Source organism: Bradyrhizobium sp. LB13.1 (genome assembly GCF_054056815.1).
In genome coordinates this window covers 2,507,835-2,525,945 of sequence record NZ_JBSRYQ010000001.1, presented here as the reverse complement: position 1 = coordinate 2,525,945, position 18,111 = coordinate 2,507,835, and the positions used below count along the sequence as shown (strand labels likewise).

Below are 18,111 nucleotides of genomic sequence, written 5' to 3'. Positions count from 1 at the left end.
TATAAAATAGGCAGTCGACGCTTTTATGTGCAGCAGAACATTCGCGTCAAGCACGAAGCACGAGAACCATGTGCGAAGTTAGTCGCAAGCGGATTCATCGTAATGAAGTACGATTAATTGCTGCATCGCGACTGCGAAGCAGCACCGATGGGTTTGGAACGCTAAGCGCCCAGCGCGCAGAGTCGGCGGGACAGCACTTCACTCCCGTAGAGTTACGGGCTCGGACATTTGCAAGTCCTTTCGCGGTGATCATCCCTAAGGTACTCACGGAAATTAGTGCGTCGCAAATATCGCGCACGCGCGCGAAGATCCTTTTCAGTCGTTGCGCTCCCTGCGAACCCTTCGCGAAGCAAAGCCCGGGCCAAGACCAAGGGAGGCCAAGGCGCTGCTCTGGTTCGATTGTTTGGTCAGGCCATGAAAGCCCGCTTACATTTTTTCTAAAAACGTCCCAGGCATGCAGCATATTGACGAGAGCGAGGGTCCGCTCGCTCACTTCATCGGTCTTCTCAGAAGGAAAGTCTACACGCCACCAGACTAGTGTTTCAAACCAGCGAGTAAAAATCCGGGCCGGTCACTATACGTTCGGCTACGATCCCCGGCCGAGGAATGTCCACATGACAGAGCCGCCATCGCCTTGAATCAGCCGCGCCAGCGCAGTCTCACTTCGGTTCTGAAAGATTTCAGTCATGTTGCTCTTCTCGCTGCACCGTCGCTCCGGGATCCGCAACGCAGGAAGCGCAATTTCCGCGGAGCTTAACATGCCTGAATCGTCAACCCGGCAAAACCGGGATAGGGTGTGGTTTTCGCTTGGGGGGCACCTCATGTTCGCCCCGGAAACCACCGCGCTTTTGCGCGCGGTCCTCGGTGAAGTCTGCGAAAGCGTGTCGCACGGCGAGATCGGGGCAGGTTCTCTCGTCGCATCGAAAATCTTAGAGGCTGCCACCAACGGCGAGGTTTCTCCCGAGGACCTCAGGCAGGTCGGCCGCGACGCTCTGTCCCGTGCACCCACGATGTGGCGCTGATCCGGAGTGGGGCGTGAACTTCCAGGTGACGGTCCTCAAGATCCTGGTTAGCTATCCGGATGGCTTCGCCGTCATGGAGGACCTCAAACGCGACATGGCGATCCTGGCGACCAGTGGCCGCGAATGGGCGGACCGAACCAAGCGCCTCGCCGCGCGGCTGCCCGATCTCGACATCTTTTCACACGGGCTGGTTGAACGCATCAGCGGCGGCTGGAAGATCACGGCCAACGGACGTGCGGTTCTCGAGTTCATGGAAGCCCGCCCCGCTGCGCCAGAACCGATCCAGGCGCCATTGGTCGAAAAGGCTACAGCTGAGATAGTCGCTCCAACGCAGGTTCCTCCGCTGCGCCAGCCCGCTGACCGTGCCAAGCGGCGGCGCGAACGCCGCGAACGTCGTCGCGAGGCCCGCGAACGAGCGAGGGCCAACGCGTCCTAAAGCGTCCTACAGAGGCGCGCCGCTGTGCGTGCCATGTGCGCGGGCGCGGCAATGCATCCTGTCTCTCCTCCCTTCGTCTATTATCGGGAAAAAGCGGAAACTTTTCGGAATGCCTTGAGTTGGCAGCGACTGGGTTCGTCTCCGGAGAGTGAGCATGGTCGACGAAGTCGTCTTGAAGAACGCCACGGAGACCGCCTGGACGGTGTACCGGGCGCGGCACCCCGAGGTCGATGCGCACGACAGCCGGCGCTGCCTGCTGGAGCGCCACCTCCATAGAAGGTCGGAGGCGCGCGAGGGCGATACCGAAGAACTCGCTGGCTTCGGAATAGCCTACCTGCAGCGGCTTCCTCGAGACGGAAGTTGACGGCCGTGAAGACGCTCGCAGCGCGCGTGGCCCGCGGAAGCACGAGGCCCAATTGGACGCTGCTCGCGATTTCGTTCCTCATTTCCGCGACGATCGTGACAGTCCTGCGTTTCGTGTTCGGGGCCTAGCCGATGCGGATTGCCCAGCTTGCTCCGTTGGCCGAGAGCGTACCTCCAAAGCTCTACGGCGGCACCGAGCGTGTGATCGCCTGGCTGGTGGACGAACTGGTCGAACTCGGTCACGACGTCACGCTATTCGCAAGCGGGGACTCGAAGTCGAAGGGGAAGCTCCACGCTGTGTGGCCGCGGGCGCTGCGCCTGGGGCGGAAGGGGGCGGATCCGAACGCCGCCTGCGCGGTCCTGATCGAGGCCATCGCCGAGCGCGCGCGCGACTTTGACGTGATCCACTCACACGTTGACTGGTTGCCCCTTCCGGTGCTGAACCGGACCGGCGTGCCTTTCCTGACGACGATGCACGGCCGGCTCGATCTTCCCGGTCTGCCCCAGGTCATCGGTGCCTTTGCGGACGCTCCATTCGTCTCGATTTCCGCCTACCAGCGTCGGCCGCTTCCGGAGGCGAACTGGATCGCGACGATCCAACACGGACTGCCCAAGGACATGTTTCGGCCCTCCTACGAACCAGGTTCGTACCTGGCCTTTCTGGGGCGGCTGACGGCGGACAAGGGACCGGAGGACGCCATACGCATCGCACGCGCGGCGCGGATGCCGCTGCGGATCGCCGCCAAGATCCCCCGGGCGGAGACGGCCTACTTCAAAAAAGAGCTCGAGCCGAACATCGATGGCCAGGCGGTTCAGCTCGTCGGCGAGGTCGACGATGCGAAGAAGCAGCCTTTCCTCGCGAACGCAGCGGGCCTGCTGTTTCCGATCGGTTGGCCCGAGCCGTTCGGTCTGGTCATGATCGAGGCGATGGCGTGCGGAACGCCCGTGATCGCCTATCGATCAGGCTCGGTGCCGGAAGTCGTGGAGGACGGCGTCACCGGCTTCATCGTCGATGGTGAGGAGCAGGCGATCAGGGCGGTGAAAGAACTGGGCCGGCTGGACAGACGAGTGGTCCGCGCCCGGTTCGAGGAGTGCTTCGCCGCAAGCCGGATGGCGAAGGAGTACGAGACGCGATATCGCGACCTTTTCGCTCGCGGAGGACGCCTCGCGTGAGAGATCTATTCCGCGGCTGGCTTGTAGGACCGGCGCGAATCGACTCGTTGGCCATCTTTTCCGAGTCAGGAGCAAGTGGCAATTCCAGAGGTGAGGTCGGCACCCGAACGGGCGCGGCTCACGTTGGACGTACTCTGCGATCACTCTCGATACCTGCTCTCGGGAGCACTCGCGAAAGCACGTCACTGGGTGTGCTGGAGACCATGGTTCCGTAGGGCGGAACTTTTGCTCCGAACGACATTGTGGTCAAGGCAAAGGCCGAAATCATGAGACACGAGCCATCCTCGATTTCAAAATTCTTCGGTGATTTGGCTAACCAGACTTCGCTTGCGGCTGGGCGCGCCTCGACCTTCCTGTTAGCCGCGGGTGTGGTGATAGTATGGGGCATAAGCGGCCCGCTCTTCCAGTTCTCGGACACTTGGCAGTTGGTCATTAATACTGGGACCACGATCGTAACTTTCCTTATGGTATTTCTGATTCAGAATTCGCAAAACCGGGACAGCGCGGCCATTCAGGTAAAGTTGGACGAACTCATTCGCGTGAGCGCGGCGCGCAATAGTCTCGTGGGAATCGAGCACCTCACAGATGATGAGATTGAGGAGCTTCGCTCGAAATGTGAAGCGCGTGCCCGAGCCGAAAAACCCGGAGATGAGACACTCGACCGGACCCGACAGTCAGCGCGGCGAGCCGCCGAGCAGATCGCTAATTGACGACGTCGGCGCCGGCATCGTCGAGAGGACCGGTCGAGAATATCGGCGCCATGCTGCGGCTTGAAGGGCAGGATGAGGAAAAGATCGTTCTTCATCATCGTGTTTTTTATGCAATCGGATCGTTCGCGGGCACTCCGCAGCTTGTTGTGCTGCAGTGCGCGGCGGTGGGTCAGCGGCGGATGGCAGGTCACGTCCAAGGGACAGGCAGTGCTCGAGTTCATGAAGCCCGCGCGCTGCCCCGAACCGATCGAGGCGCCTTTAGTCGAGGAGGCTACAGCTTCGATAGTCGCTGCGACGCAGGTTCCTCCCCTGCGGCAGCCCGTTAATCCAGCCAAGCGGCGGCGCGAACGTCGTCGCGGTGCGCGCGAGCGAGCGAGGGCGAACGCGTCCTGATGAAAGAAAGAAGCCGCCAGCTGGGCGCGGCGGCTTGATTAGTCCCGGACTGTCGATTGCCTCCCCAGCCCCAAGCGTACCGCCGTTACCTTGTTTGCGGCCATGCCACCCCGATCTACCGAGCGCGTTTCGATTCGGCCATCGGGTTGCTCGCTTGTGCACGGGGTCCTTACAGGGCCGGCAACGCGCGAAAAGAGGAGGACGGGAGCCGAACCCGCGCCGCATCGCCCGCCGCGACCGGTCCGCCGGCCCGCACCACGCCCAGCACCCCGCATTTGAATGGAGGGCCCGTTTCCGCCGACGAGAGCACGTGCCGTTTGAGGCCAGCCCTGAAGCAGTCAATGAGCACGCAGGGCGTCCGGAGCCAGTTAGCTCTACAATCGCGGTGCGTCCGAGCTCGATAAGCGTGCCGAGCGGCATCCGCTCGAGGTCCAGGCCGGCGGTGCTGATGTTCTCACCGAGGTCGCCGGCGCCGACCTCCAAGCCAGCTTCAACGAGCGTTGCGAAGAGTTCGGACGGGATTAGGTGCACCAGCCGGAGATTGGGCAGGCGGTGCTGTCGGCGGGCGAGATAACGGTGCCGCACAAACGGGCCAGCGTGGACGTCGCCTTCGACGCCATGGCCTTCCACCAGCACGATGCGATCCCGAGGCGGCTTGCTGAAGCGGTGACCGCGATCGGCGGCGACCGCGACCACGGTGCCCTCCAGCGAGAGCGCGAACGCCTGCGGCATCAGGCCGCTCGGGTGAGCGAGCGCCGCTTCTGACGAAGGTACCGGGAGATCTCCGGAAGAGCCATCGCGTTCAGGACCCGGTCGGCGGGGACACCGCCCTTGCGCGCCATCTCGACACCCCAGCGCATGTGGTCGAGCTCGGGGATCGAGTGCGCGTCCGGATTGATGCTGAGCATGCAGCCGAACTCAACGGCGGCCTGGTGCCAGCGCCAATCCAGGTCCAGGCGCCATGGATGAGCGTTGATCTCGACGACGACTTGGCGCAGGCACGCAACACTTTCTCGACGTCGATTTCGTAGCCTGGCCGCCGCTGGAGCTGGCGCCCGGTCATGTGGCCGATGATGGTAGTATGAGGATCGGCGATGGCCCGCAGCAGGCGCTGCGTCTGCGCCTTGCGGTCCAGTTTGAAGCGGCCGTGGATGCTCGCGACCACGAAATCGAAGCGCGCCAGCACGTCGTCCGTATAGTCCAGCGAGCCGTCGGCCAGAATGTCGGACTCGATGCCTTTGAGGATCCGGAAATCCTTGCCGAAACGCTTGTTCAGTCGGTCGGCTTCCCGGTACTGCTGCGCGATCTCCTCCACAGAGAGACCGCCCGCGTAGTGCGCGGACTTGGAATGGTCGGCGACCCCAAAATATTCGAAACCGCGCTGGCGCGTAGCCTTGGCCATGGTCTCCAGCGTCTCGGTGCCGTCGGAGGCATCCGTATGGCCGTGAAGGATTCCGCGCAGGTCCTTGTCGGTGACGAGCTTCGGCAACTTGCCCTTGAGAGCCAGTTCGATCTCGCCGCGCCCTTCCCTGAGTTCGGGATCGATGAACGGCAGGCCGAGAGCGCGATAGATCTCGATCTCGCCGCTGGCGATCAGGGTGCGGCCCTTGTGCAAGCCATCGGTCTCCAAGCGCACTCCTTTCTTTACCGCCAAAGCCTGAAGCTGCTCAACGTGAGCGGCGGAGCCGGTGGCGAAAAGAAGGGCGGCGCCGAAATGTTTGCGGTCAGACAAGCGGACCTGCAGTCCGTCCCCCGCCGACGCCTTTGTCATCTTGTCGACTTGGGGAGCCTCCGCAAGGATCGTGAGGTCGGCGACAAGTTCGCAGCCCCGGCGGAAGTCGCCTGCGATGGTCAGGCGCTTGAGTTCGGGTCGGGCCTTGCGGAGCCAGTCCTTAGCGTGCGCGAGCAGGGCAGCAGCACGGTGCAGGTGGAGGCGACCTTCTCCGCTTTTCGCGATGGACAGGTTCTGCAGGATCTTGGTCTGCAGCGCCGCACCCAGTCCTTTGGTCTTCTTGATGCGGTCCTCCTTGGCGGCGGCCTCCAATTCCGCGAGCGAGGTGATGCCGAGATCCTCGTAGAGTCGCAGAACCTTCTCGGGGCGGAGGCCGGGCACGGCGAGCATCTCGAGCACACCCTCGGGAATCTCCTTCCGGAGCTTTTCAAGAGTCGGATGAGTGCCGCTCTTGTGCCGCTCGATCGTCGAGGCCCATCGCGGAAAGCTGGGGTATGAGCCCAATTGAGGTGGCGGAGCAATCTTTCGTGTGACGCTGCCCGTCCCGCTGGAACGATGAGTCCATCGATGGCCGCCGAACGGTTCATCTACGTTATTGATGACGACCCGGCTATCCACCGATCGTTGGAGCGGCTGCTGGATGCGGTCGGTTTCCAGGTGGCGTCGTATGCAACGCCAAAAGCGTTCCTCGACGTCGCGGGCAGCTTACTCGGGGGCTGCGTCCTGCTGGATCTTCGTATGCCGGAGATGGATGGCTTCGAGGTTCATGCTCGCCTTCGGCTGATAAACCCGGACTTGCCGGTCATTGTGGTGACGGCTCAAGGCGACGTGCAGACCGCGGTCCGAGCGATGAAGACGGGAGCCGTGGACTTTATTGAAAAGCCCTACAGCGACGACGCCTTGATAGCAGCGATTGAGTCCGCGCTGAAGACTAGCGCGGCTAAGGGCCGGACCGATGATATTGCTGCGGCGGCGGCGTCGATCAATACGCTCAGTCCACGCGAGCGGCAGGTGCTCGAGGCGCTTGTGGCCGGGCAGCCAAACAAGGTCATTGCATTCGATCTTGAGATGCCCGCTCCAGCACATCGTCATGCTCGCCATCCTCAAGCGCTTCCCGGTCAATGATTTGGATGACGGGTCCCCAACTGTGGTTGGGGTCGGCCTGGATCTCGATCTGCTTGCGCGGATACCCGGCAATGACTGTGCGGGCGCCGCTGGCTCGACCGCATAGTTGTATTCGTTGCCGGCCGCGAGCTAAAAGAAATCACCGGGCAAAACAGCCCGAGCCGGACACGCCAGAAATGGCGAGATCGATACTACTTCAATTGTGATCGCGTGCTCCGCGGCTTTTTGAGAACGACGCTTGTTGGTTTCTAGCATTTACACCAACCGGCCGAGGTATAAACGCATGACAATCGAGCGGATGTCCGAAGGCAATGATGGCCATCAAGTCCGAGCGACAATCGGCCTCGCCGGTGGATGCGCGCTGCAGGCGCCGATCAGGCAGCCATCATTGACACCGTGGACGTCGATCCTTGCGATCGCCGGTGGCTATGCAGTTCAGGCGCAACCCGCCCCGAAAGATGGGAATTGCGTCCGGTATGTCCGCTCGCCTCCAGTGTGGAAGTTCGGCGAGCATCCGAACGGCTATGGATCAGGCACCGCCTACGCCGGGATCGTCAGCGCGGACCGAAGTCTGCAACTGGCTTGGATCCACGTGTTTGCGCTGGGCCCATTCCACGAGGTTCAATACGTGGTCGGCCGAGTGGCAGGCGAGATAGTTGTTGTTGATCGCATCCGATCCCGGACCGGCGGGGAACATCGTGTCGCTGGTGGGGACATCCAGCTTCAGCGACTTCAACGTGGTGATGCTTGCGGCCAGATCAGAATATGGCAACGTGACTGAGGTACCATTCACGATAAGCGAAATCTTGATCAGGTTGTCCTTCAGTATTGAGGCGTGCGTCCGGGTCAAAGTACTTCCCGGTTAAGTGGCGCACGGGAACAGACGCCGCGCATGTTTCTCTGTCGGCAGAGCTGGAGCTAGTTAAGAGAATCTGATTCGACCGAACCTAAGGCTCTCATCAGAACCTTCGCGCATTGATTGGGCGCAACGTGGATATCCTGACGCAACAAAGAGGCCCGCATAAGCCGTCATTCCGCTGCAAAGATACGCCGCGCCTCCGGGCCTGCGCGTCCGATCTCGCAACTAACGCCGGAAGCGCACAATCGCGGACCGATTGTTGCGATGGCTGGGGCTCCCATGATCACGCATGCTACCGTTTCAGCTGACGGGGCAAGCGGCTACCGGCAACACCGACAAAAAAAAAATTTCGTAAACAAATTTTGCCAGACGTTAATTCCCGCCTGAATTTCCCAGCGAGTGTCCACAAATTTTGCGCGCTCAGCGCCATTTGGCGAGGAGCGATGCAGCTGGCATGATGAGTCTGCACAGCACGAGCTTCGCAGGCAGGAGAGAAGAGTGGAACGGCGCGCGATCAGCATTGAAGATGGACTCTTAGAGAGTTCACAGGATTTCCCCTCGGTCAAATTGCCCCAGCGCAGCGCCCCGTTTCGCCGGCCCTACGCTTTTCCCAGATTCGATCAGGCTCAACGCTCCAACGATAAGCACGAAGGCTCGCAGCCGCCGAAAGACCATTCCGGCGCTCCCGCTTCAAACCTCGCTCAAGAAGCAAGCGAGCCGGGTGCATCGCCGTACGCCGGCGAAGCTGCTGATGCGGCGTTGAGGGCAACCCCGTTGCTGCCCAATCCCTTCGATGGTCCGCTCACAGCAGGTGCCGACCTCCGAATGGATGCCTTCAGGCTCGTACATCTGGCCGACATCTCGACTCGTCATCGGCTCCGTGACGTCGTCGACGATTTCATCCCGGTCATGGTCGACTCCCTGTCCACCCATGACATCATCCAGCCTCCGGTTCTCCGACCGGATCCGGCAAGCCCTGGCAAATTCCTACTCGTCGCCGGCCGGCAGAGGATCCATGCTGCCCGCGCCAGCGGCGCGGACAAGATCCTTTGCCGCGTCGTCGAACTGACCGATGACGACGCGGAGCTTTGGGAGATCGAAGAGAATCTCGTTAGGAGCCCGCTAACTCCGGCGCAAGAGGCACTCGCCATTGATCGCCGTCGGGAGCTCCACGAGCAACTGCACGGCAAAGCCAAGGCCAGAGGGGCAGCCGCAGCCAATCGTGCCATGGGTCGGGTACACGCATCCGCCAATGTGGCAGACGCGTCGTCCTCCTTTGTCGAGACCACCGCCAAGCGGATGGGCAAGTCCGCGCGGTCCGTCCAGCGGGTCGTTCAACGTGCCGCTCAGAACGGACGCAGCGATCTGGAGCGCGTTGTCGGTACATCGTTGGACCGAGGCAACGAACTTGACGCACTGCCCATGCTGCCGGCCGATACCCGCGAGGCCCTCATCAAGCGGGCGGCCGCTGGTCAAGAAGTCTCGGCGATCCGAGCAGCGGCCGAAGCCGCAAGTTCGCCAATCGATGAAGGGGAGTCAGACGACAGTCCCATGTCATCTGGGCAGTCGCGTGGCGGTTTGACCTCGGCCCAACCCGGCGTTCAACGAGTTGAGTGCGATGAAAGCGTCAGGGGAATGGCCGCGCTGCAAGCGGCCTGGCACGAAGCCTCCATCCCCGCTCGCGCAAGATTTCTTGTGTGGATCGACGAAACCAAGGCTGCGCCCACGACTCTCGAACCCAAATCGTTCGAAACCTCCGAATCCGAGGACGGCAAATGACCCTTCGCGCAACGATATGGGGATGGGACCAGCTCAAGGTCACTTCCACAGAGAAGATCGTTCTCCTCGACCTCTGCGATCGCGCGAACCACGATAATGTGTGTTGGCCCAAGCAGAAGACCATCGCAGCGCGGACCCGCCTCACCGAGCGCACGGTCTGCACCGCATTGGCCAAACTTGAAACGCTTAAACTCATCCACCGCCGCCCGAGAGTGATCAACAGCAAGCGTACGTCTGACTGGATCACTCTCCTTATCCGTCCTCCCGAGCCGCCGCCGGCCGCGGCGCCGCCAGTCGGCCCGCCTCCTGCGGATACCCCTTCCCATCCCACGCCGAAGAATGAAGCTGTTTCTGGTGATCACCAGAACGTCGTTCAGGTGCCCACCGGAACGAGTTTCAGCGTAATCTACGAGGATGAAACACCCAGACAGAAGCAAACCACTGCGCACTTTCTCGAACCATTTCCCGAACCAGGGCGCCCCGACCTAGAGGCAATGACCCACGCTGCTCGGACCATCGAGGAGATTGCGATGGAGTTGGGATCTGCAATTGACTGGTCCGCCCCAGGTATCAACAATCTGGCGCCGGTCGTCACCTGGCTGACGCAGTTCAATGAGCGTGAAGTCCAAGCTTGCCTGATCAAGGTCGCCAGGCGAGTTGGCGACGGCGCTCGAATTGGGTCGTGGAAGTACTTCGAGGCGGAGATCCTCAACTCGTGCCGGGCTGGTCAGGGAGATGGCTAGAGTTGAGGAGGCGCCCCGCCGAGGCCAAGGTACAGGCGAAACAGGTTAGCGATGATCGGATCGCAAAGACCCGGGAATGCGCAGGCCCGCGTGTACGACGTCACGATGCAGATGCATCAGCGCATTGAGGCGTTGAAGCAAAAGGCCCGGCAGCAGCTCTCGGAGCGGCAGAAGGACGACCAAGCTGGGAAGCGAACTTGCCCTCAAAGAGGAAGCACTTCGGTCCGCTCTGGCTCTTCTGGAAGACCACGGGATCGGACAGCCGTCATCTTTGCAAAATGAACTCTTCCGCTCGCGCGACCACCATTCTCCAAGAAATGCAGCGGACTGCGCCGCGCCGCCGTCACGGCCCTTCCGGCCGGCCGGGATCGTCGACGAGGCGCAGGACAACGCCGCCCTCCGGCGTCGCCGGCTTCGGCGACTCTTTCGAGCGGGCGGCCTCGAGCACCGCAGCGATCTCGCCGCCGACGACGCTGCTCCCCTCGAACAGCTGGCGCGCCACCGCGATCAGCGCCGACCGGTTAGCCTCGAGTAGGTCATGGCACGTGCGATCTGCTTCGGTGAGCTCGATGCCGACCGCTGCGCGGATGTCGACGTAGCGGAGAAACTCCTCCGCGCGGCGCAGGTCGCCGAGATGGGTCAAGGGCGAAGGCCCCCGACAGGCCTAGTCCACCCAGCATCGCGCAGCTGAGCCTGGTCGCTTCCGCGAGGTCCTCGCGGGCGCCGTCGGACGCCTCGCCGAGCAGGATTTCCTCCGCGGCGCGCCCGGCCAGAAGGACCTCGATCCGGGAGCGATAGGCGGTCGCCGTGCCGTCGAACGCGAGCGTCGCCGTGCGCATCGACATCCCGAGCCTCTTGTCCGTGCGCGTCGTGTTGGCGACGACGCCGTGGGCGCCGAAGCGCAGCACGTCGACCAGGGCGTGGCCCGCTTCGTGGACCGCCGTCCGCCAGCGCTGCTCGTCAGAGAGGTCGTCGTCGCCGACGACGGCACGACGGAGGTCGTCGAGCCGCAGCGCGCGGTTCTCGCGACGCGCGGCCCGGCGAGCGTCCTTGACCGCGCGCTCCGCGTCGGCGCCGGTCATGCCGGCCGCCGACGCCACGATGGCGGAGATGTCGGCGCCGGTCAGATCGCCCTTCAAGCGCACCAGGAAGATCTTCTCGAGCTCGGCGGGATCGGGCAGGCCGATGCGCACCACGTTCTCGAAGCGGCCCGCGCGGAGCAGCGCGGGATCGCAGGCCTCGACCTGATTGGTGCAGCCGATCAGGAACACGCCCTCCCGCCTGCGCACGCCATCGACCTCCTCGAGAAGGGCGTTGACGCAGTTCCTGACGTAGTCCGAGTGCGAATGCTTGACGCCACGGCGGTCGACGAAACTGTCGCACTCCTCAAGCAGAATCACACAGGGCGCACACGCGCGGGCGGAGGCGAAGTCGCGGCGCATGGCCGCCAGGAAATCACCCAAGTGGCCCTCTGCCTGCCACGAATAATACGAGCACACGATCAGCGGGATGCCGGATTTCGAGTCCTCGCCCAATGCGCTCCGCGCGAAGGCCTCGGCGAACAGCGTCTTGCCAACGCCGGGCGGCCCCGCGAGCATCACAGCGCTCGAGGCCGAATCGTCCCAGGTGGCCTCACCCCGTCGCCAGGCGGCGAGCCCTGTGATCGCGTCGTCGGCCCAGGCGCGCGCCGCGGCCATGCCGTGGATCTCGGAGAGAAACAGCCCGCGAGACGCCCGCCCGGCGCTCTTCAGCAACGCGAGACGGCGCAGCTCGTCGACGCACGCCGCCGGCGTCCGGTCGAAGCGGATGGCGGCCGCGAGGTCGCCGACGCCGAGATCGCGCACCGTCTCGGCCGGCAAGTCCACCGCCGTCCTGACGCCGGTCACGGCACGGATCGTGCGCGAGACCGTGGCGTGGTCGAGCATCGGCAGTTCGATCCGATGCCGCGCTGCGTCGTTCACCACCTTCGGCAGGCAGGCGCGGCCGTCGGGCGAGAAAGCGACGAACGGGAGGGCGTAACCGCACATGTCAGCGGTGACGCGTTCGAGACGCTCCTTCGCGGCGCCCTTGAGCGGCTCCTTCAGCATGATGTAGGCGCCGTCGAGCGCACTGCGACGACCAGGCGCGGTCCTGACCAGGTCAATCAACCGCGCCGGGTCGTCGAAGAACATCCCGCGCCACTCACCCTTCAGCGCGTCGAGCACCGCGCCGTCGGCGACGTCGACGACGACCGGAGCGCCGCCCGAGACGAGGTCACGCGCCGCGTCCGGCGAGGCGTCGAAGGCGCGCGCCAGCAGCAACGCCGCGGCGATCCGCGTCGCGCTCGGAGGGCATCCCTCGCGGCCCGCGCTCTCCTCGAAGCCCGTGTTGTCGTCGTCCATCTCCGACGGCATGCGCAGCAGCCCGGCGAACCCGGGCGATCGGGTGCGCGGAGGGCGCTCCGGGCCATCGCCGCTCACGTCTCGGCGGAAGCGCAGCCCTTCGCGCCAGGCCTCGCCGTACACCCGCAGCTCGATGGGTCCGATGCCGGCGCCGTCGAAGGAAGGCGTGCGACGCGTGCCGCCGTCATAGGCGCCCGAGGCATGCGGAATGCTCGTCGTTTCGTTCATCGTCTAGATCTCGATGGTGAGAAGGGGATCGAACCCGAGACGCTCGTCCGGGTAGCCAAGGGGGTTCGAGAGCATCAGCGTCGTGGGGCCGCGGCGCAGGCGGCAGCTGAAGTGCGTGTGGCCCGAGATCCAAGCGGCCGGCTGGTAACGATCGATCAGCGGCGTGAGCTCGGTGCAGGCAGAAGCGGCCAGCAGGCCGTCGCGATACGGCGGCGACACGGCGTCGATCGTCGGTGCGAAGTGCGTCACCACGACGGTATGGCCGGGGTGGTGCGTCGCGAGGACGGCCTCGAGAAAAGCCAGAGACGTCAGGTGCAACGCGCGCGCCTCCTGTGGGCGGAAACGCGCCCAAGGATTCGAGCTCCACTTGATGCGCTTGTGGTCGCGCATGCCTTCGAGGGCCGCGCGCATCGCTGCCGCGCGTGACGCCTCGCCGAACAGCCCGTAGTCGGACCACAGCGTGCAGCCGGCGAAGCGGACGCCCGTCGCGCCGCCAATGACCGCGACCTCGTTCTCCAGGTAGTGCAGCCCGAGGTCGGCGGCGACGCGACGGCCTTCGACGATCGTCGCGGGCAATGCCGGGCGCGCCCAGAACTCGTGGTTGCCGGCTACGACGACGACTTCGAGCGGCGGCGGATAGGCCGCGCGCAATTCCCGCAGGGCGGCGGCGAGACCCTGCCGCGTGTCGCCGGCGACGACGATCACGGAAGCTCCGGGCGCCGGCGACGGATAACCCTTAAAGCCGGGGAAATCGGAATGCAGATCGCTCATCGGCTGCAGGATCATGATGCGCCTCCATTCGGGCCGGTCGGCGTCTTGGGCTCGCGCGCTCCGGCACGGCGGCTGCCGAGCCAGATCTTGTGCATCGACCAGGAGGCCGAGAGGCGCGCCCGCTCGCGCGGCTCGATCGGCATGCGGGCCAACGTGTGCGACAGCACCAGCGCCGCGGCGGGGTCGGCGAAGGCGCAGGCCAGCAGCACCGTCATGCTGAGGTCGACGCGCAGGCCGATGTGCTCGGGGATGCGCCGTCCGACAACGAGACCGACGGCCGCGGCCGCGTCGCCGCGGATCGCCGTACGCCACTCGGGCATCGTGGCGGAGATGCCGGCGACGAAGTGGGCCACCTCGGCGCGCGCGCTCTCATCGAAGGATTCGGCGACCTTCGTCCGCCAATAGAAGAGCACCGGGGGCAACGCTTCGCCGCGCAGGCCTTCGCGTTCGTCCATTGGGTAAAGCTCCGTCGTTCGCGCGGAAGGCCGCGCGTGATGTCGAAATGCGGAATTCGAAAAGGTTAGGCGAGGGAGGGTCCTAGGCGGACCCTGCCCTGCCGCGCCGGGACACGCCCCGTCACGTCACGCCGTGCCGGACCACGCCTAGCCTCGCGGTGTCGAGCCAAGCCAAGAACTATTCGAGCTGCGACTCCTCGATCAGGAAGCGACCGAAGTCGGGACGGTAATCACCGATCCCGTAGGGACCGGCCATGCGGAAGTAGCCGATAACGTCCTCGTGGTTGAGGATGGTCGTGATGAACGAGCCGCGGACCGCCGCGCTCCAGCCGTCGAAGCACGGGCGGGTGCGCGCCACCAGCGAGTCGCCGATGCGCACCATCTGCCGATGGCGGAAACGCGGGTCGTCCCACAGCTCGGGGACCGTCTTCGGACCATCGTATTCGAGGATCGCGGGACCTTCGGCGACGAAGGCAGCCTTGGCCGCGTTGCCCTTGCGCACCGTCTTGGCGCCGTTGACGAGCGCGCCCTTGATCGCAGCGGGCGGCAGACACGGCCGGCCCTCGTGGAGCCACATCGAGCCGAAGAACTCGAGCTCCGCGATCCGATGATGATCGGCGTCGACCTTGCTCCTCTTCGACGTGACCTTGCTCAAAGCCTTCGCCTGCGGATCGAGCGGGTCCGCCAGGCGGCTCGAACGCATCAGCATCGGGCCGACGCCGACCAGGCGCAGCGTGATCATCTCCACCGCCATGATCAGACCTCCCCGTCGGTGGGATCGAACAGCGGCGTCGCCTCGGCGATGCTGCGGACGATGTCCGCGTACGACGCGGGCTTGGCGGCATACTTGCGCGCGCGCGCAGCATGCTCGTCACCACCTCGTGGCACTCACGGCACAGCACCGTCAGGTCGCTGTCGCGCTCGTCGCCGAGGTTGTCGTACGTGCGATGATGCGCCTCGAGTTCCTCGGTAGCCGCGCAAAGCAGGCAGCGATGGTCGGCGGCCGCGAGTGCACGCTGGCGGATTTCCCGCCATGCGGCGCTGTGAAGATGCTTCTCGTAATCCGCCATTAGCCCTCGTCCCTGGTCCGTTCCCAAACAACGTAGCACGGATTTCCGAAGATCATAGACAAAATGTCTACGAAGATTTCGTTAACCATAAGAACTGGTTAAGAAAAAGCGTAAGATTCTAATTATTCATAGCGCTCCGTTATGTCCGACCCGCCCATTCGAACTCTGAGAAATGACGTAGCCAATGGATGATCAGCTGCTGACCCCCGCCCTCCTCCGTGCGGCACGCGGGCTGATCGGCTGGAGCCAGACCGAACTTGCACAGCATGCAGGCGTCTCTCGGATGGTGATCGCCAAAATCGAGACGACCGTGTCGTCTGATCGGTACGATCCGCGCCGTAGAGCGGTGCTTGAGAAGCTGCAACGCGTCCTCGAAGACGAATGCGGGATAGAGTTCACCTTCGCCAACGACCGCACGGGCGAAGGTGTGCGGATTCGTGCGAAGCCGCAGCAATCGCCGCCCTAATCGGGATTTCCTCGAAGCTCGGTACCGGTAACGTGGAGATAGGCTCAAGTGGTTCTTTGACGGCGGCGAATGCAGGGAGCTTCGCGGTACTAATGCGGGCGATGCTAAGGAATATGAAAGTGCCCGGTCCTGATCGAGTTTCTAAGGCCGGGAAGAATGCCACCACGTAGCCGAGGGCCATAGCCTCCGGCGTGGGTTGCCCATGAGCGATGCGCCCACGAACATCCTTTAGCTGCAGGCGGATGTCCCGTTCGATCGCTAAATCGGCAAGCTTCAGCAACAGCATGAGCATGACTACGTTCTGTTGTCCGTGGCTGATCGCATCGTCGAGCCGATAGGAATCGCCGGCCCGCTGCCAAAGACAAGGCTCTGCCTGCTGCCCAATTCATCTGTTCCGCCCTGAGGAACGATTGCATCAGCCCCGCTTTGGTCGTCCGCACCTTCAAGAATTTGATCGGCGTTTGCGATATTCGGCCGCCGATCGAAGGACCCGGTCAATGCGCATCCTTCTCGTCGGCGGTACGGGGCTTGTTGGATCGGCAATCCACGCCAGGCTGTCCGCCGAGGGGCATGAATGCGGATTGGTGTCGCGCAATCCGGACGCGGCGCCTGATACGCAACACGTCACCCTCGATGTTGCAAGGACCGCCGACGCTTCGAGATGGAAGGGCATTCTTGCCGGCGTCGATGCCGTCATCAATGCGGCGGGTGCCCTGCAGGGTCAGGACATGCAAGGGGTTCACGTCGCCGGCAGCGCAGCGCTTTATACGGCGTGCGAAAGCGCGGGCGTCCGCCGGGTCATACTGTTCTCGGCGATCGGCATAGACCGGGATGCGCCCACTGATTTTTCTCGTACCAAGCGGGAAGGCGAAGCCGCCTTGATGGCCCGCGGCCTCGATTGGGTCGTACTGCGGCCTTCCGTGGTGGTGGGCCGGCCCGCCTATGGGGGCAGCGCACTATTGCGAGGTCTGGCATCACTACCGGTTGGCGGATCGCGTTCAGCGACGCTGTCGCGCTGTTTCGCGCCTGGCTGCGCTGGAAGCCCGCTTACCGCCTGCACCTGCCTGGTTGGGCGGCTTCGGGCGCTTACCGGGCGGGGGACCTGGCCCAGATGCTGGGTTGGGGAACGCCGGTCAGTTCGACTGCAAAGGCGGAAATGCGGCGCGGCGCGACCGGCGATCCCGACCCCTGGCGTCAGCTTACCGGCTTGAGGCCGCGCGATCTTGAAGACGCGCTCGCACGCGAGCCCGCCTCGGTGCAGGAACGCTGGTTTGCCCGGCTATATGCGCTCAAGCCGCTGATATTCGGCGCATTCGGCTTGTTCTGGATCGTCACAGGCATCATCTCGCTCGGCCCTGGCTGGGAAATTGGAATGTCCTTGCTACGGGAAGGCAGGGTGCCGGAAAAATTCGCTTCTCTCACCGTCATCTCGGGCGCGCTCGCCGACATCGGTATCGGCGTCGCGATTCTTTGGCGGCCTCTGAGCCGCTACGGGCTCTGGGCAGCACTGATCATCTCGCTAACCTACGTCGTGATCGGCACGGCGCTGGTGCCGCGGCTGTGGGCCGATCCGCTTGGGCCAATGCTGAAGATCTGGCCGGTTCTGATGCTCAATCTGGTTGCCATGGCGATCCGGGAGGATCGCTGATGTTCTATTTCCTTCTCAAGATGGTGCACATCATCGGTGCTGCCGTCCTGCTCGGTACTGGGGCTGGCATCGCCTTTTTCATGCTGGTGGCGCATCTGCGCGGTGACCCGCGCGAGATCGCAGGGGTAGCGCGGACGGTAGTACTGGCCGACTTCCTGTTTACGGCGAGTGCCGTGGTCCTGCAGCCGATCACCGGCACATGGCTCGCTTGGTCGAGCGGATATTCCCTTCGCGATGGGTGGGTTGCGACGTCCATCGCACTCTACTTGGTGACCGGCGCCTGCTGGCTACCGGTGGTGTGGATGCAGATGCAAATGCGCGATCTTGCCGTTCGTGCGGTAGAGACCAACGCCAAGCTGCCTGCCCGGTATTACCAACTCTTTCGATGGTGGTTCGCCTTTGGATTTCCGGCGTTCGCAACCGTGCTGGTTATCTTCTGGCTGATGATCGCCCGCCCGCCTATTCCATACTGGGATTCGTAGACGGTCCTCATAAGAGGCTGACGTGCTCCACCAATCCCATCCTGGGCCTGGGGCTGCCCGGATCGAGGAGCGATGTTCGAGAACAGGCCAGTACGGGCGGCCGGTGCCGTCCGCATTCGGGCACGCTTGATCCAGACCAGGACACCGCCTGGCAAAGGCTGCGGAAGCAAAAACGCCGCCTGCTTAAATGATCGCAGGCGGCGGCTTCCAGCCCCGGGAGGGAAATTGCAAAATCCCGATACCATGTGTCTGCACACACTGTGTCAAGGTTCATT

At 63.6% G+C, this 18,111-nt stretch carries 19 protein-coding genes and 2 pseudogenes; 13 read left to right on the top strand and 8 right to left on the bottom strand.

Annotation, left to right across the window (positions count from 1 at the left end; translation table 11 throughout):
• Positions 1-821: 821 nt before the first annotated feature.
• The 6 genes from ACVWYI_RS11980 (at position 822) to ACVWYI_RS11955 (ending at position 4,862) form a co-directional block, all read left to right on the top strand.
• Positions 822-1,022, top strand: a complete 201-nt coding sequence (locus tag ACVWYI_RS11980; protein WP_456664513.1) for a hypothetical protein — start codon at positions 822-824, stop codon at positions 1,020-1,022.
• A 13-nt stretch (positions 1,023-1,035) separates the two neighbouring features.
• Positions 1,036-1,458, top strand: coding sequence for a hypothetical protein (locus ACVWYI_RS11975; RefSeq protein WP_456662093.1), 423 nt, complete (start codon positions 1,036-1,038; stop codon positions 1,456-1,458).
• 154 nt (positions 1,459-1,612) lie between these two features.
• Positions 1,613-1,822, top strand: a complete 210-nt coding sequence (locus tag ACVWYI_RS11970) for a hypothetical protein (protein ID WP_456662092.1) — start codon at positions 1,613-1,615, stop codon at positions 1,820-1,822.
• Positions 1,823-1,953: 131 nt separating this feature from the next.
• On the top strand, positions 1,954-2,994 hold the full coding sequence (locus ACVWYI_RS11965) for a glycosyltransferase family 4 protein (protein ID WP_456662091.1): 1,041 nt from the start codon (positions 1,954-1,956) through the stop codon (positions 2,992-2,994).
• Positions 2,995-3,260: 266 nt separating this feature from the next.
• Complete coding sequence (locus ACVWYI_RS11960) at positions 3,261-3,704, top strand: low affinity iron permease family protein (RefSeq protein WP_456664512.1); 444 nt, start codon at positions 3,261-3,263, stop codon at positions 3,702-3,704.
• Positions 3,705-4,622: 918 nt separating this feature from the next.
• Positions 4,623-4,862 carry a hypothetical protein gene (locus ACVWYI_RS11955; protein ID WP_456662090.1) on the top strand — a complete coding sequence of 80 codons (240 nt, stop codon included), beginning with the start codon at positions 4,623-4,625 and terminating at the stop codon, positions 4,860-4,862.
• Here the strand turns inward: ACVWYI_RS11955 and ACVWYI_RS11950 are convergent.
• Positions 4,829-6,285 (bottom strand): annotated as a pseudogene (locus ACVWYI_RS11950) (PHP domain-containing protein); the annotation flags it as partial. The gene ACVWYI_RS11955 and the pseudogene ACVWYI_RS11950 sit on opposite strands and share 34 nt — an antisense overlap.
• 111 nt (positions 6,286-6,396) lie before the next feature.
• On the opposite strand from ACVWYI_RS11950, the gene ACVWYI_RS11945 reads away from it, so the two are divergent.
• Positions 6,397-6,954 (top strand): response regulator transcription factor, encoded by a 558-nt coding sequence (locus ACVWYI_RS11945; protein WP_456662089.1) that lies wholly within the window; start codon positions 6,397-6,399, stop codon positions 6,952-6,954.
• Positions 6,955-7,483: 529 nt separating this feature from the next.
• On the opposite strand, the gene ACVWYI_RS11940 is transcribed toward ACVWYI_RS11945, so the two are convergent.
• Complete coding sequence (locus ACVWYI_RS11940) at positions 7,484-7,804, bottom strand: hypothetical protein (RefSeq protein ID WP_456662088.1); 321 nt, start codon at positions 7,802-7,804, stop codon at positions 7,484-7,486.
• A gap of 507 nt (positions 7,805-8,311) precedes the next feature.
• Here ACVWYI_RS11940 and ACVWYI_RS11935 point away from each other — a divergent pair.
• Both ACVWYI_RS11935 and ACVWYI_RS11930 read left to right on the top strand, forming a co-directional pair.
• Complete coding sequence (locus ACVWYI_RS11935) at positions 8,312-9,592, top strand: ParB/RepB/Spo0J family partition protein (RefSeq protein ID WP_456662087.1); 1,281 nt, start codon at positions 8,312-8,314, stop codon at positions 9,590-9,592.
• Positions 9,589-10,335, top strand: coding sequence for a helix-turn-helix domain-containing protein (locus ACVWYI_RS11930; protein WP_456662086.1), 747 nt, complete (start codon positions 9,589-9,591; stop codon positions 10,333-10,335). Before ACVWYI_RS11935 ends, ACVWYI_RS11930 begins: the two co-directional genes overlap by 4 nt.
• Before the next feature lie 343 nt (positions 10,336-10,678).
• Here ACVWYI_RS11930 and ACVWYI_RS11925 read toward each other — a convergent pair whose 3' ends face one another.
• From ACVWYI_RS11925 to ACVWYI_RS11900, 6 genes are all read right to left on the bottom strand, one after another.
• Positions 10,679-10,837, bottom strand: coding sequence for a hypothetical protein (locus ACVWYI_RS11925; protein ID WP_456662085.1), 159 nt, complete (start codon positions 10,835-10,837; stop codon positions 10,679-10,681).
• Positions 10,838-10,871: 34 nt separating this feature from the next.
• On the bottom strand, positions 10,872-12,944 hold the full coding sequence (locus ACVWYI_RS11920) for an AAA family ATPase (RefSeq protein ID WP_456662084.1): 2,073 nt from the start codon (positions 12,942-12,944) through the stop codon (positions 10,872-10,874).
• 3 nt (positions 12,945-12,947) lie between these two features.
• Positions 12,948-13,730: a metallophosphoesterase gene (locus ACVWYI_RS11915; RefSeq protein WP_456662083.1), complete on the bottom strand. Its 783-nt coding sequence runs from the start codon at positions 13,728-13,730 to the stop codon at positions 12,948-12,950.
• Positions 13,727-14,170, bottom strand: a complete 444-nt coding sequence (locus ACVWYI_RS11910; RefSeq protein WP_456662082.1) for a hypothetical protein — start codon at positions 14,168-14,170, stop codon at positions 13,727-13,729. Before ACVWYI_RS11910 ends, ACVWYI_RS11915 begins: the two co-directional genes overlap by 4 nt.
• A gap of 178 nt (positions 14,171-14,348) precedes the next feature.
• Complete coding sequence (locus tag ACVWYI_RS11905; protein WP_456662081.1) at positions 14,349-14,924, bottom strand: hypothetical protein; 576 nt, start codon at positions 14,922-14,924, stop codon at positions 14,349-14,351.
• 2 nt (positions 14,925-14,926) lie between these two features.
• A complete protein-coding gene (locus tag ACVWYI_RS11900; protein WP_456662080.1) occupies positions 14,927-15,058 on the bottom strand; it encodes a hypothetical protein in 132 nt (43 codons plus the stop codon).
• Positions 15,059-15,424: 366 nt separating this feature from the next.
• Between ACVWYI_RS11900 and ACVWYI_RS11895 the strand changes: the two genes are divergently transcribed.
• The 4 genes and pseudogenes from ACVWYI_RS11895 (at position 15,425) to ACVWYI_RS11880 (ending at position 17,836) form a co-directional block, all read left to right on the top strand.
• The gene (locus ACVWYI_RS11895) at positions 15,425-15,706 is read left to right on the top strand and encodes a helix-turn-helix domain-containing protein (protein WP_456662079.1); all 282 of its coding nucleotides are present in this window, start codon (positions 15,425-15,427) and stop codon (positions 15,704-15,706) included.
• A 497-nt stretch (positions 15,707-16,203) separates the two neighbouring features.
• A pseudogene (locus ACVWYI_RS11890) lies at positions 16,204-16,590 on the top strand (NAD(P)H-binding protein); the annotation flags it as partial.
• Between the two features lie 14 nt (positions 16,591-16,604).
• On the top strand, positions 16,605-17,354 hold the full coding sequence (locus ACVWYI_RS11885) for a DoxX-like family protein (RefSeq protein ID WP_456662078.1): 750 nt from the start codon (positions 16,605-16,607) through the stop codon (positions 17,352-17,354).
• Entirely contained in the window at positions 17,354-17,836 is a 483-nt protein-coding gene (locus tag ACVWYI_RS11880; protein ID WP_456662077.1) for a DUF2269 family protein, read from the top strand. Before ACVWYI_RS11885 ends, ACVWYI_RS11880 begins: the two co-directional genes overlap by 1 nt.
• Positions 17,837-18,111: the final 275 nt, after the last annotated feature.

Coding starts and splice junctions, on each gene's coding strand:
- ACVWYI_RS11965 (WP_456662091.1), top strand. CDS start 1,954: ATGCGGATTGCCCAGCTTGCTCCGTTGGCCGAGAGCGTACCTCCAAAG.
- ACVWYI_RS11930 (WP_456662086.1), top strand. CDS start 9,589: ATGACCCTTCGCGCAACGATATGGGGATGGGACCAGCTCAAGGTCACT.
- ACVWYI_RS11960 (WP_456664512.1), top strand. CDS start 3,261: ATGAGACACGAGCCATCCTCGATTTCAAAATTCTTCGGTGATTTGGCT.
- ACVWYI_RS11880 (WP_456662077.1), top strand. CDS start 17,354: ATGTTCTATTTCCTTCTCAAGATGGTGCACATCATCGGTGCTGCCGTC.
- ACVWYI_RS11980 (WP_456664513.1), top strand. CDS start 822: ATGTTCGCCCCGGAAACCACCGCGCTTTTGCGCGCGGTCCTCGGTGAA.
- ACVWYI_RS11910 (WP_456662082.1), bottom strand. CDS start 14,170: ATGGACGAACGCGAAGGCCTGCGCGGCGAAGCGTTGCCCCCGGTGCTC.
- ACVWYI_RS11915 (WP_456662083.1), bottom strand. CDS start 13,730: ATGATCCTGCAGCCGATGAGCGATCTGCATTCCGATTTCCCCGGCTTT.
- ACVWYI_RS11945 (WP_456662089.1), top strand. CDS start 6,397: ATGGCCGCCGAACGGTTCATCTACGTTATTGATGACGACCCGGCTATC.
- ACVWYI_RS11920 (WP_456662084.1), bottom strand. CDS start 12,944: ATGAACGAAACGACGAGCATTCCGCATGCCTCGGGCGCCTATGACGGC.
- ACVWYI_RS11970 (WP_456662092.1), top strand. CDS start 1,613: ATGGTCGACGAAGTCGTCTTGAAGAACGCCACGGAGACCGCCTGGACG.
- ACVWYI_RS11905 (WP_456662081.1), bottom strand. CDS start 14,924: ATGGCGGTGGAGATGATCACGCTGCGCCTGGTCGGCGTCGGCCCGATG.
- ACVWYI_RS11895 (WP_456662079.1), top strand. CDS start 15,425: ATGGATGATCAGCTGCTGACCCCCGCCCTCCTCCGTGCGGCACGCGGG.